The sequence below is a fragment of the Chitinophaga vietnamensis genome, assembly GCF_902167635.1.
Lineage (GTDB): Bacteria > Bacteroidota > Bacteroidia > Chitinophagales > Chitinophagaceae > Chitinophaga > Chitinophaga vietnamensis.
This window is the reverse complement of the sequence record NZ_CABHMS010000006.1, coordinates 281,939-294,563: the sequence shown is the minus strand read 5'-3', so window position 1 is coordinate 294,563 and position 12,625 is coordinate 281,939. Positions and strand designations below refer to the sequence as shown.

Sequence of the window (12,625 nt, the reverse complement as noted above, 5' to 3'; positions counted from 1 at the left end):
CGAACACCCAATCAAAAAACCCGGATTTTATTAACCAAATTATCAAACCATGTTACGTTTCTTTTCCATTGTGAGCATGCTCATGCTCATAAGTGCCCTGTCTTTTGCTCAAGGCAGGCACATCACCGGTACGGTAACAGACGCAAAAGAGGGGAGCCCTTTACCCGGCGTCACGATTAAGGTAAAAGGCACCGCTACCGGAACTGTCACAAAAGCCAACGGAACCTATGAACTCAACGTTCCAGACAAGGCCAACACACTGGTATTTTCATTTGTAGGCTATGGCGACCAGGAAATCGCTATCGGCAGCCAACAAACCATCAACGCCGCACTCACTACCGGTAAAAAAGACTTATCCGAAGTGATTGTGGTAGGTTACGGTACACAGGTGAAGCGTGACTTGACCGGCTCCATTTCCAAACTCGGTGCGAAAGACATCGAAAACCAACCCGTAGTGAGTCTCGAATCTGCTATCCAGGGTAAATCGCCCGGCGTGGTGATCGAATCCGGTAGTGGTAAACTGGCACAAGGTATCAAAGTGCGCGTACGCGGTACTTCATCCATTTCTGCGAGCAGCCAGCCACTGTATGTGGTAGACGGGATGCCGGTATTATCTACCAGTCTCACTGATGAAGGTAATGAACCTACCAACCCCATGGCCGACATTAACCCTAACGACATTGAATCTATTGAAGTGTTGAAAGACGCTTCTGCCGCTGCTATCTACGGTGCGCGCGCCTCCAATGGCGTGATACTGATCACCACCAAAAAAGGCAGAACAGGCGAGAAAACAAAATTTGAAATAAACGCCAGCAACAGCTGGGGTAAACCTGCTGTGAAAAGAGGTTTCCTCAATGCAAAAGAATACGTTTCACTGCTGGAAGAGTCAGCAAAGAACGATGGTAAAACTGCCTTTGCTACAAAAGACGATTCCTGGACTGGATCCCCCTTCCCAACTGAAGCCGCCGCGATCGATTTCTTCACAAATGATCCCAACTATGGCATCGCTTCAGAACTGAAAGCACTCGCGCAGGGCAAGGATTACCACAACCTGGGCTATAGCACCAACTGGGAAGACCTTTCTTTCCGTAATACCGCACATACGCAACAGATCGATGTTTCAGCTTCCGGTGGAACAGATAAAACGAAATTCTTTGTTTCCGGCTTTTACAACAACCAGCAAGCGATTGTGATCAACAATACTTTCCAGCGTTATGGCGGCCGCCTCAATCTCGAACATACTGCAAGCGATAAGATATCACTTGGTATGAATATGACTGTAAGCCGCTCCCAGCTGGATCGTGTATCCAACGATAACACTTTCTCTACACCCAGTGAGCTGGTGGCGCAACCGCCTATTTCACCGGTAAGGGACTCCACCGGCGCTTTAATTCCCAATCTGCTTTATCCTAACGGTTTGTATGATGCACAGTTCAATGCCAACAGGCAGGTCACTTTCCGCACATTGGGTAACGTATTTGTGAATTACAAGATCATCCCCACACTGGCATTCCGCTCCGAACTGGGAACTGATATTACCAACCTGACCGAAAACCAATACATCGGCAAACTTGCATCTGATGCATTTGGCAAAGGACAGGCATCATCTTTCTTTACGCAGAACGTAGCGCTGAATACCAACAACTACTTTACCTTCACGCCTGCGCTCGGAGAGAAACATACATTAAGTGCAACGGCTGGTATGAGCTATATACAAAATGATTTGTCTAATACCAGAACGCAAGGAGAACTCGTTCCTTCTGATGCAATCAAGAATGTTGCAGCAGCAGCATCTATCATCTATGGTTATTCTTCTTCACAACGTTATACCTTCCTGTCCTACTTCTTCCGTGCAAACTACGCATACAAGAGCAAGTATCTGGCGTCCTTCAGCGTTCGTTCCGATGGATCTTCCCGCTTTGGTCCAAACAACCGCTATGGTGTGTTCCCGGCGGGTTCTGTGGGTTGGGTAGTATCTGAAGAAGATTTCCTGAAGAACAACAAAGTACTTAACTTCCTGAAAGTGCGTACCAGCTACGGTATTACAGGTAACGCCGAAATTGGCGAGAACAGGTACATGACATTGTTAGATGTTACTTCTTATCCGCAATTACCAGGTTTCCGCCCATCACAAATGGGTAACCCCAATCTGAAATGGGAGAAAACCCGTCAGTTTGATGTGGGCCTGGAGTTTGGTTTCTTTAATAACCGTCTCTCCGGTGAAGTGGATTACTATAACAAACAAACATCCGACCTCTTGCTGCGCGCCAACCTGCCTTATACTACCGGCTTCGCTTTCCAGTACATGAACATTGGTCATATGGAGAACAAAGGGGTGGAAATATTGCTCACCAGCAGGAACATCGAAAGCAAAAATTTCAACTGGACCACTACTATCAATGCAGCCTACAATAAAAACCGCGTACAGAATATCGGTGGACAGATCATTCAAAGTGGTGATGAGCAGAGGGCGGTAGAAGGACAGCCTATCGGTGTGTTCTTTATGCCTAAATACCTGGGAGTAGATCCTCAAACTGGTAATGCGCAGTATCAGGGCGCTGATGGTAAGCCTACTACTAATTTCTCCAGTGCACCGCGCGTGGTGGTTGGTAAATCTGTTCCTGACTGGACCGGTGGTTTCACCAATACTTTCTCCGGTTATGGATTTGACCTCAATGTATTTTTCAGCTTTGTTCAGGGTAACCAGATTTACAATCGTGCCGGTCAATACCAGGACAATGGTTGGGGAGCAGGTAACTACGATAACCAACTCAGAGATATCCTCAACAGATGGCAAAAACCTGGTGATGTTACCAATGTACCACGTTTGACACGTAACTATGCAGATGGCGGTGCTTACTCTACCAACAGCCGCTGGATCTCCAATGGTTCATACATTCGTCTGAAATCGCTCACACTGGGCTATTCACTGCCGAAAAATGTTATCAGTGCATTGAAAGTTTCCAGTGCAAGAGTATACGTAGGTGGTTATAATCTCTGGCTCATCACCAAGTACAAAGGAGATCCCGAGATCAACTCCGGTGTACTCGGTAACGTAGAAGGCGGTATAGATTATTACACCGTTCCGCAAGCCAAGCAATTTACAGTTGGTTTAAATGTCAAGTTCTAAGATCATTGGCCTTGTTGAGAAGTATTAATCATCAAAAAAAATTCAAGATGAAAATCAGACATATTCATAAAATAGCACTGGTGGTGTCTTTAGCAGTTTTAGCTGCTTGTGGCAAGAAGCTGGATGTAGCGCCAGGAACGCAGATATCTCCAGACCAGATTCAAACGGAAGGTGATGTGCAGGCGGTGTTGCTGGGCTGTTACCAGAATCTGCAGGATCCTAATTCTTTTGGTGAGCGGTTTTTGCTCATTCCTGACCTGGTAGCCACCAATGGAGAAGAGGCATTTCAGGGGACATTCCTCAATTACAGGCAATACCAGTTACACACACAGCTTAAAACCAGCGACATTGCTGAGGCTATATGGGCCCGCAGTTTTGCTACAATTAACAATGCGAATATTGTGTTAGGCAAACTGGATAAGGTATCCAGTGCCAACAGGGCAGCGATTGGTGCAGAAGCCAAGTTCATAAGAGGTACTGTATACTTCATGTTGAGTGGTTTATATGGTAAGCCTTATTCCGCAGGTTCTGCTACTACTGACCTGGCCGTGCCCCTCGTGCTTGATCCTATTATCGGACAAGCAGATCTGGCGAAAGGCTATGTGGCCCGTGCTACTGTAGATGCTGTACAAGCCCAGGCAATAAAAGACCTGACAGATGCAGTAGCTGGTTTACCGGCAGAGCAAAGCAATGGCCGTGCAGACAAGTTTGCCGCATATGCGTTTCTGTCAAGGATCTATCTTGCGCAAGGTAAGTACAATGAAGCGGCTGCTGTTGCAGATTCTGTAATCACAAACGGACATTTCCAGTTGACTTCCTCATTTGACAAGGCATTTAACAATGCCACCAATTCTTCAGAGGATATATTTGCGATTCAGCAAACCAATCAGAGTAATGCAGGTACTTCCAATAATGGCCTGCAAACGTTCTACGCCGGCCGTAGTTTCGGTGGCCGCGGCGATATTCCTGTAAATATGGATAAGATCGACGGTTTCGAGGATACCGATGTCCGCAAGGGTTTTACTTATGAAGACTATGGTATCAACGTGGGCGATGGTTTCTATACTAATAAATGGAAACAACAATACAAGGTGATTCCTGTAGTAAGGCTGGCAGAAATGTACCTGACCCGCGCGGAAGCTAACCTGCGTGCGGGAACAGCTGTTGGGGCTACACCTTTGAGCGATGTTAATCTGATCCGTCAGCGCTCCGGTGCTTCTGCATGGACAGCTGTTACCGCTGATGACGTAGTAGCAGAAAGGCTGCGTGAACTGGCCTTTGAGGGCGACAAGTTCTGGACGCTGAAGCGCCTGAAAAAGAATTTCGGCCAACTTGATTACCTGGATAATAAACTGGTATTCCCGGTACCACAGCGTGAGATCGACGCCAACAGCAAGCTTACACAGAATCCTGGTTACTGATAACTAACATGGTTCTTTATAAAAGAAACGCCAGCTGTTTTTAACGGCTGGCGTTTCTTTTATGCCGGATATATGATGAATAAATCACTTATTAACGCTCTTTTATGTTGTTGTTAATAACTTTGAAACAAATTTTTTATTGTTTATCAATTAGTTACAAAGGTGCCTTGTAAAAAAGTGAGTAAAATGTATGGTTATTCAGAAAGGGCAATGTACCTTTGCGTTCCTCATAATAGGGGAATTGTTTACCAAGAAGTAATTTTTATCGTATTACAATGAATACATTAAGTTTCAAAACTAAATCGGCTAACGACGCTTACGTAAAGCGTGACTGGTACATTGTAGATGCTACCAACCTGACTCTTGGCAGAGCATGTGCTAAGATGGCGGCCATTTTAAGAGGTAAGAACAAGGCTTACTATACTCCTCATACTGATTGTGGTGACTATATCATCGTGATCAATGCCGACAAGATCGTTCTGACCGGCAACAAAATGGAGGAAAAAGAATACATCCACTACACAGGCTATCCTGGTGGTCAGAGAAGCGAGCTGGCTAAAGACCTGATCCGCCGTCGTCCTGAGGTGATGATCGAAAAAGCTATCAAAGGTATGTTGCCTAAGAACCGTCTGGGCCGTAAAATGTTCAAAAAACTGTTCGTTTACGCAGGCGCTGAACATCCTCATGCTGCTCAGAAACCACAACCTTTAACTTTCTAATTTTTCTCTGATACATGGAAAAGCAAAAAAATACAATCGGTCGTCGTAAGGAAGCGGTTGCCCGTGTTTATATCAATAAAGGCACCGGTAACATTACTGTAAACGACAAAGACTATAAAAACTACTTTTCTCTGATCTACCTGCAAAACCAGGTGGAGCTGCCTTTAAAGACCATCGACGCTGTTGATAAATTTGACCTGAAGGTGAATGCACAAGGCGGTGGTATCAAAGGTCAGGCAGAAGCGATTAAACTGGGTATCGCCCGCGCACTGTGCGAAGTGAACCCCGAGTTCCGTCCTGCACTGAAAGCAGCTGGTCTGCTGAAACGTGATCCTAGAGCAGTAGAACGTAAGAAACCAGGTAAAGCTAAAGCAAGAAGAAGCTTCCAGTTCTCTAAACGTTAATCTTTGGGCACTGATAGCTAAACATTATTTGATCCTTTTAATTGAGCAATATAAACATGGAAAATAATACCTCATTGCAGCAGCAGTTACTGGAAGCAGGTGTTCACTTCGGTCACCTGAAGAAAAAATGGAATCCGAAAATGCTGCCTTATATTTTCGCAGAAAAGAAAGGTATTCATATCATCGATCTGAACAAAACCGTAGAAGGCTTGCAGGAAGCGGCAGCTGCCCTGAAATCCATCGCTAAAAGCGGTAAAAAGATCATGTTCGTTGCAACTAAAAAGCAAGCGAAAGAAATAGTAGCAGATGCTGCACGTAACATCAACATGCCTTTCGTTACTGAAAGGTGGTTAGGTGGTATGCTCACCAACTTCGCTACTATCCGTAAGAGCGTGAAGAAAATGCAGAGCATCGAAAAAATGCTGGCAGATGGTACTTTCGACAACATCACTAAAAAAGAACGTCTTACTTTAAGCCGCGATAAAGAGAAAATGGAGAAAGTGCTGGGCGGTATCGCACAACTGGCACGTGTTCCGGCTGCATTGTTCCTGGTTGACATCAGCCACGAACATATCGCTCTGGCAGAAGCAAAACGTCTGGGTATCTCTACCTTCGGTATGGTAGATACCAACTCTGATCCTACCAAAGTTGATTTCGCTATCCCTGCGAACGACGACGCTACTAAATCTATCGCTATCATCACCAGCTACATCTGCGCAGCAATCGCAGAAGGCCTGTCTGAAAGAGCCAGCGAAAAAACTGAAGAAGTAGAAGAGGAGGAAGAATCAGAAGATAAAGCACGCAAATTTGAAGTAGAAGGTGGTGAAGACCGCGAAAGAGGCCGTAAACCAGGTGGTCCTGGTCGTGGCCAGGGTGGTGCTAACGCTGGCCGTGGCGGTCAAAACCGTGGCGGTGGCGCAGGCGCTAACCGCGGTGGTGGCCAGAACCGTGGCGGCAACGCTGGCGGTGGTCAACGTCGTCCTTCTAACGCTGGCGGCGGTGGTCCCAGAAAACCAGGCGGCGGCGCTAAATAATATTCCGAATTATGAATTACGGGTTAAGAATTACGATCGATCGTAATTCTTAATTCGTAATTTGTAATTTGCAACAACTCCAATAAATCATTTCAATCTTTTAAACTTATTATAGCTCATGGCAACAATTACAGCAGCTGATGTAAACAAACTGCGTCAGCAAACTGGTGCTGGTATGATGGATTGCAGAAAGGCACTGGTAGAGAGTGATGGCGATTTTGAAAAAGCAGTAGACTACCTCCGTAAGAAAGGTCAGAAAGTAGCTGCGCTGCGCTCCGACCGCGAAACCAAAGAAGGCGTTATCATCGCTAAAACTGCGGCTGATGGTAAATCCGGCGTTATCGTAGGTCTGGGTTGTGAAACCGACTTCGTTGCCAAGAACGAAGACTTCATCAAATTTGCCCAGTCTATCGTAGACCTGGCACTGGCAAAAGGTATCTCCAGCGTAGATGCATTGAATGCAGCTGAACTGGATGGCGCAACTGTTGCCGACAAAGTAAACGACCAGGTAGCCAAGATCGGTGAAAAAATCACCCTCAATAAATTTGAGTACGTAACTGCTGGTGGCGTTACTGCCTACATCCACGGTAACTACCGTATGGGCGTACTGGTAGGTTTCACCAAACCTGTTTCTGAAGAAGTAGGTAAAGACATCGCTATGCAGATCGCTGCGATGAACCCTATCGCAGTAGATCCGGAAAGCGTTCCTGCTGAAACGATTGCCCGTGAAAAAGATATCGCTATTGAACAGGTGAAAGCGGAAGGCAAACCTGCTGAAATGGCCGAAAAAATCGCTGCCGGTAAAGTGAACAAATTCTTTAAAGAGAGCACCCTGATCCAACAGGCTTTCGTTAAAGATGCTAACAAATCCGTTGGCGACTATCTGAAGTCAGTAGACGCTGACCTGAAAGTGACCGGTTTTAAACGAATCGCTTTAGGTTAAGCCAATCATATTAAAAAAAAGGAGAGGATGAAAATTTCTCTCCTTTTTTTTGCGCTTAAAATTCTGGCGCCCGCAAATTGAAAGGCATTCGCCTTTTTCTGCTTTTAAGTTGTATCTTAGAAGACCGTAATTACACAAGCAAGTCACAATCTTACAATTCTTTATAGCGTCATGTTGCCAAAGTATAAGCGAATCTTGCTCAAATTGAGCGGTGAGGCCCTCATGGGGGAAGGAAATTATGGAATAGATCCAAAGGTGATAACACAATATGCCTATGACATCAAAGCAGTAACAGACCTGGGTGTTCAGGTGGCCATTGTGATAGGCGGTGGAAACATCTACCGGGGTATGAACGAAGCTGAAACAGGCATCGAGCGGGCACAAGGTGATTATATGGGCATGCTTGCCACCGTGATCAACGGAATGGCGATGCAAAGCGGTCTGGAGAAGATCGGCCTCTACACCCGTCTGCAATCCGCTATCAAAATGGAGCAGATCGCAGAACCGTATATCCGTCGCCGTGCGATCCGCCACGTAGAAAAAGGCCGCGTAGTGATCTTTGGCGCCGGTACCGGTAACCCTTATTTCACTACCGATACTGCCGCTTCCCTGCGTGCCATCGAAATACAGGCCGATGTGATCCTCAAAGGTACCCGTGTGGATGGTATCTATACCGCTGATCCGGAAAAAGATAAATCTGCCGTACGTTTCGAAACGATCACCTTTGCCGAAGTATATCAGAAATCTCTCAACGTGATGGACATGACCGCCTTCACGCTTTGCCAGGAAAATAAACTCCCTATCATCGTTTTTGACATGAACAAACCAGGTAATCTCCTGAACGTGATCATGGGCAAAAATGTAGGCACACTGGTGCAAGGGTAGCAATCATACAGCTGAAGAAAAGCTCCACTGCCAACGGCGGTGGAGCTTTTCTTATTTTAAAAGCGGCTTGAGGTCTTTGAAAGGAAGGAACAAGGTTACCTGCCCCAATACATAAGGTCCTATTTCGTAAGGTACATAGCTAAAGGCCACTCCCTTATCTGTCACAATAAAATTATCATTCGGCGGAATCGTTTGCACCAGCAGGTTTTGTCCCAGGGGCTGGTCGTCGCTCAGGTTGTACTTCTTCTTGAAAGCCTTGTCCAGCAAAGGACTCAGCTGTGTTTTGTAAGCAGGCTTGAAAATGTCTTCCGGCCGGAGTATTTTCTGTTTGGAGAGATCGAGCGTAACGTAAGTAACGCCCCAGTTGCCATGTGCGCCTCCGCTGAAATCATACACGTAGCGCTCCAGTACCAGCAATGGCCATTTGTTCCATACTACTTTGATATCGTTGTCGCTCGACCAGTTCCAGGAGGTGAAAGTGGTTTCATCTGCAAACTCGCTGCTGTCGGCCGTTAGCGCAGCTCCTTTGTAACTGGTAAGGAAGGAGTCTATACCCTTGCGCAGGAAGGCGACCGGGTTAGTATGTGCATTGCCGGTGATGGCGGCTTTGATGAAATCAGCCACTTTAGGGGCGGTTGTTGAATCAGGCCACAACATACTGGAAGCGATAGTGCCTACAGGAGAAGAAGCCCTTCCCGGCAGTAATTTGGCGGAATCCATCGCATAGAGCACGATGAAGGGAATGGCTTTATCCATGGAGGTATGCAGATCGAAATGATGAGAGGTACCGTCGCCATGCCATACGCCTTTGAAGGTGCCTTCATTGGTCAGCTGGCCACTGAAGAACCTTTCATTGTCGCCGGTAGTGCCTTCCTCGTAGATCTTCACCAGGCCTGAATCGCCGGTGCCGGTGAGGCTCAGCGGCATGCCGATGCTATCATAACAGTAATATCCGGTATAAGCATTGGGTGTAGTTCTCAGGAGTTGCATGGTGATGGGCTTATTGTCCATGCTGCCCTTGAGTTGTGTGTAAAAGAACGGGGTAGATACCAGTGGCGTTACGGCGGCCGAGGTGCTGTCGCTGTCGTGCTTAGCGCCGTTGTTCTGATAGCAGGAACCTAGCAAACCCGCTGCCAGCAGCAACAATAAGGATATTCTTTTCATAGTATGATTTATATCAGATCATCAAATTTACTATTATCCTTCCATACCTTTGTGTTAACTAGTGCTATCAGATAACAACTAATCAGTAAACCATGTTGAACCAGAAAATAGCAGATCTCCGGAAAGATTATAAGCTGGCTTCTCTGGATGAGCGGGATGTGGCGCCCTATCCTTTGCAGCAATTTGAAAAATGGTGGCAGGATGCCACTACGGGGGAAGTAGAAGAGCCCAATGCCATGACCTTGGCCACCAGTACGCCGGATGGCCATCCTTCGGCGCGTATCGTGTTGTTAAAGGGTTTCGATGAAGAGGGTTTTGTATTCTTTACCAACTACGAAAGCCGCAAGGGGCAAGAGTTAGCGCTGAACCCACATGTGTCTTTATTGTTTTTCTGGCGTGAGTTGGAAAGGCAGGTTCGTATAGAGGGCACCGTTAGTAAGGCGAGTGCGGGTATCAGTAATGATTATTATAATAGCAGGCCTGTTGGCAGCAGGATTGGTGCAATTGCATCGCCACAGAGTAAGGTGATACCTGGGCGCACATTCCTGGAAGAGCAGGTAGATCAGGTGGCGAGACAATATGCGCAAGCAACGCCGCAGCGACCTGATTACTGGGGTGGTTATGTGGTAAAGCCCAGCGTAGTAGAATTCTGGCAAGGCCGTAGCAGCCGTTTGCACGACCGTATCTTATACACCTTGATGCCAGGTGGCAGTTGGAAAATAGAACGGCTGGCGCCGTGAAAATGTGAGAATTTATTGATTTACGGATTTATGAATTTGAGGATTTACGGATTTGAGAATTTATTTGTCAATCCTCAAATTCATAAATCCGTAAATCCGTAAATCAATAAATTCTCACATACCGCTTAGGCTTTCTTATCTGCTTTTGCAGCAGTAGTTTTCCTGGTTTTTGCAGGTCTGGATTTACCAAAAGACTTGTTGGAAATCTTACCTCTTTTGGTTTTTACATCTCCTCTACCCATAACGAATAAATTGAAGTTTGTTGTTTAATATGATGTTGATAACAGCCTGCAAATTACTTTAAATCGCTGAAATAGCATACTGCTGGCGGTTTTATATAATAAAAAAAGCAAGAAACATGATTGTTCCTTGCTTGAATAAGTTGTGCTAACTGATTAGAGCTTGTCAGATAAAGCTTTACCAGCTTTGAATTTAGCAACTTTCTTAGCTTTGATCTTGATGATCTGGCCAGTCTGTGGGTTTCTACCGTTACGAGCAGCACGTTTAGAAACTGAGAAAGTACCGAAACCAACCAGCGTTACTTTACCACCTTTTTTCAGGGTATCAGCAACAGCTTTAGTGAAAGAATCCAATGCTTCGTTAGCCTGGGTTTTAGTAATGCCAGCATCTTTGGCAAGTTTGTCGATTAATTCGGCTTTGTTCATAGTTAGTAAGATTTAACTAGTGAAAAAATGTTTGATGTGAGCAAATATAGCGCGTTTTATCAGATTACCAAATTTTTTGCAACTTTTTTATACAAATTTTTATCGGCTGAAAAACGCTACTGGTAACGGTTACAGCTGATTGGTCGTTTTCCTGCTAAAGTGTAAAAGATTAGCAGGATCTTATAAAACCCTGTGCCCTAGCTCATTTGCCAGTCTTTTTACTATAAACGCACCTTTTTCCCAACTATTGTACCAGACTCCCAATGCCTTGAAAATAGTGAATTTCCTGTGGATAAGTTTCAAAACAACAGCAGTTTTATACCGTCTGCATCAAGGTAGAAAAGGCGATAAACTGATCGCCAAAGAGGTCGAAACCCCTTTGCCGGAGGGCGGTGGCGTGTTCTTCCAGGAAAGTGTTATAGTTCTCCATACTGTCAGTAAAGTACTGAATAGCATAGGTAGGCCCGTCTGCATCATCCTGCTCCAGCAGGCGGCATATGCGGTAATCATGGAAAAGCCCGGTGTTGAGCATGGCGGGTATCTGCTCATCCCGTATCCAGTCTAACCAGCGCAAATGCTGGTCTGTAGCCACTTTAACGGTAACGTTATAAATGATCATCTTGCTTGCAGATAGTTGAAAATTCAAATCAATATATGGTGAAACCGCTTACAGTGCCAGTTCCAGGAAAACCGGGCAATGGTCGGAATGTTTCACATCCGGGTAAATGGTGGCATGTTTCAGCTTCTCCTGCAGCGGGGCGCTAACATTGATATAGTCGATACGCCAGCCTTTGTTATTGGCCCGGGCATTGGCACGCACGCTCCACCAGCTGTAATGGTGCGGCGCAGGGTTGAAATGCCGGAAAGTATCTACAAAGCCGCTGTCAAAGAGCTTGTCCATCCAGGCACGCTCTTCGGGCAGGAAGCCGGAAGACTTCTTATTGCCCACCGGATCGTGGATATCGATCGGCTTGTGACAGATGTTATAATCGCCGCAAACCACCACATTAGGGCGGGTTTTCTTCAGTTCGGCGATATGCAGGAAGAATTCATCCAGCCATTGGTATTTATAGGCCTGCCGTTCGTCGCCACTGGTGCCGGAAGGGAAGTAGGTATTGACCAGCGTGATATCGCCGAAATCCAGCCTTATAAAGCGGCCTTCTGCATCACTCTGGACATAGCCATTACCGTACTGCACATGATCCGGTTTGATGCGGGTGAGCACTGCCACCCCGCTATAACCTTTTTTCTGGGCAGGGTACCAGTAATGCTCATATCCGAGCTGGTCGAACTGCGCGAAATCCACGTTTTCCTTGTGTGCTTTGATCTCCTGAAGACAGATAATATCCGCGGGATCTTCTGCGAGCCATTGCGTGAAACCCTTGTTCATGGCAGATCGCAGGCCATTTACGTTGTAAGTAACGATACGCATCTTTTGATTATTATAGGCTGAAAATTACGAATTAAAAAGAAACGGGTGTTTATACAAACACCCGTTTCTTTTGCAAAACCCTTTAGTA

The 12,625-nt window shown here is 46.0% G+C and carries 13 protein-coding genes; 8 read left to right on the top strand and 5 right to left on the bottom strand.

What is annotated here, in order from left to right; genetic code table 11:
- Positions 1 to 49 precede the first annotated feature (49 nt).
- The 7 genes from FPG75_RS17770 (at position 50) to pyrH (ending at position 8,536) form a co-directional block, all read left to right on the top strand.
- The gene (locus FPG75_RS17770) at positions 50 to 3,130 is read left to right on the top strand and encodes a SusC/RagA family TonB-linked outer membrane protein (protein ID WP_143308404.1); all 3,081 of its coding nucleotides are present in this window, start codon (positions 50 to 52) and stop codon (positions 3,128 to 3,130) included.
- A gap of 47 nt (positions 3,131 to 3,177) precedes the next feature.
- Positions 3,178 to 4,551 carry a RagB/SusD family nutrient uptake outer membrane protein gene (locus FPG75_RS17765; RefSeq protein WP_143308402.1) on the top strand — a complete coding sequence of 458 codons (1,374 nt, stop codon included), beginning with the start codon at positions 3,178 to 3,180 and terminating at the stop codon, positions 4,549 to 4,551.
- Positions 4,552 to 4,826: 275 nt separating this feature from the next.
- Positions 4,827 to 5,270: a 50S ribosomal protein L13 gene (gene rplM, locus FPG75_RS17760; RefSeq protein WP_143308400.1), complete on the top strand. Its 444-nt coding sequence runs from the start codon at positions 4,827 to 4,829 to the stop codon at positions 5,268 to 5,270.
- A gap of 14 nt (positions 5,271 to 5,284) precedes the next feature.
- A complete protein-coding gene (gene rpsI / locus FPG75_RS17755) occupies positions 5,285 to 5,674 on the top strand; it encodes a 30S ribosomal protein S9 (protein ID WP_143308398.1) in 390 nt (129 codons plus the stop codon).
- A gap of 56 nt (positions 5,675 to 5,730) precedes the next feature.
- Positions 5,731 to 6,708 (top strand): 30S ribosomal protein S2, encoded by a 978-nt coding sequence (gene rpsB, locus FPG75_RS17750; protein ID WP_143308396.1) that lies wholly within the window; start codon positions 5,731 to 5,733, stop codon positions 6,706 to 6,708.
- Positions 6,709 to 6,826: 118 nt separating this feature from the next.
- On the top strand, positions 6,827 to 7,651 hold the full coding sequence (tsf, locus tag FPG75_RS17745) for a translation elongation factor Ts (protein WP_143308394.1): 825 nt from the start codon (positions 6,827 to 6,829) through the stop codon (positions 7,649 to 7,651).
- A 171-nt stretch (positions 7,652 to 7,822) separates the two neighbouring features.
- Positions 7,823 to 8,536, top strand: a complete 714-nt coding sequence (gene pyrH, locus FPG75_RS17740; RefSeq protein WP_143308391.1) for a UMP kinase — start codon at positions 7,823 to 7,825, stop codon at positions 8,534 to 8,536.
- 51 nt (positions 8,537 to 8,587) lie between these two features.
- On the opposite strand, the gene FPG75_RS17735 is transcribed toward pyrH, so the two are convergent.
- Positions 8,588 to 9,700 carry a DUF3298 and DUF4163 domain-containing protein gene (locus FPG75_RS17735; protein ID WP_143308389.1) on the bottom strand — a complete coding sequence of 371 codons (1,113 nt, stop codon included), beginning with the start codon at positions 9,698 to 9,700 and terminating at the stop codon, positions 8,588 to 8,590.
- 92 nt (positions 9,701 to 9,792) lie between these two features.
- On the opposite strand from FPG75_RS17735, the gene pdxH reads away from it, so the two are divergent.
- Positions 9,793 to 10,440, top strand: coding sequence for a pyridoxamine 5'-phosphate oxidase (pdxH, locus tag FPG75_RS17730; RefSeq protein WP_201747980.1), 648 nt, complete (start codon positions 9,793 to 9,795; stop codon positions 10,438 to 10,440).
- A gap of 125 nt (positions 10,441 to 10,565) precedes the next feature.
- Here pdxH and FPG75_RS17725 read toward each other — a convergent pair whose 3' ends face one another.
- From FPG75_RS17725 to FPG75_RS17710, 4 genes are all read right to left on the bottom strand, one after another.
- Positions 10,566 to 10,682 carry a 30S ribosomal protein THX gene (locus FPG75_RS17725; RefSeq protein WP_143308387.1) on the bottom strand — a complete coding sequence of 39 codons (117 nt, stop codon included), beginning with the start codon at positions 10,680 to 10,682 and terminating at the stop codon, positions 10,566 to 10,568.
- Between the two features lie 153 nt (positions 10,683 to 10,835).
- Positions 10,836 to 11,105, bottom strand: coding sequence for an HU family DNA-binding protein (locus FPG75_RS17720; RefSeq protein ID WP_012788562.1), 270 nt, complete (start codon positions 11,103 to 11,105; stop codon positions 10,836 to 10,838).
- A gap of 316 nt (positions 11,106 to 11,421) precedes the next feature.
- On the bottom strand, positions 11,422 to 11,724 hold the full coding sequence (locus FPG75_RS17715; RefSeq protein WP_143308385.1) for a DUF4286 family protein: 303 nt from the start codon (positions 11,722 to 11,724) through the stop codon (positions 11,422 to 11,424).
- 48 nt (positions 11,725 to 11,772) lie between these two features.
- A complete protein-coding gene (locus FPG75_RS17710) occupies positions 11,773 to 12,537 on the bottom strand; it encodes an exodeoxyribonuclease III (protein ID WP_143308384.1) in 765 nt (254 codons plus the stop codon).
- Positions 12,538 to 12,625 lie beyond the last annotated feature (88 nt).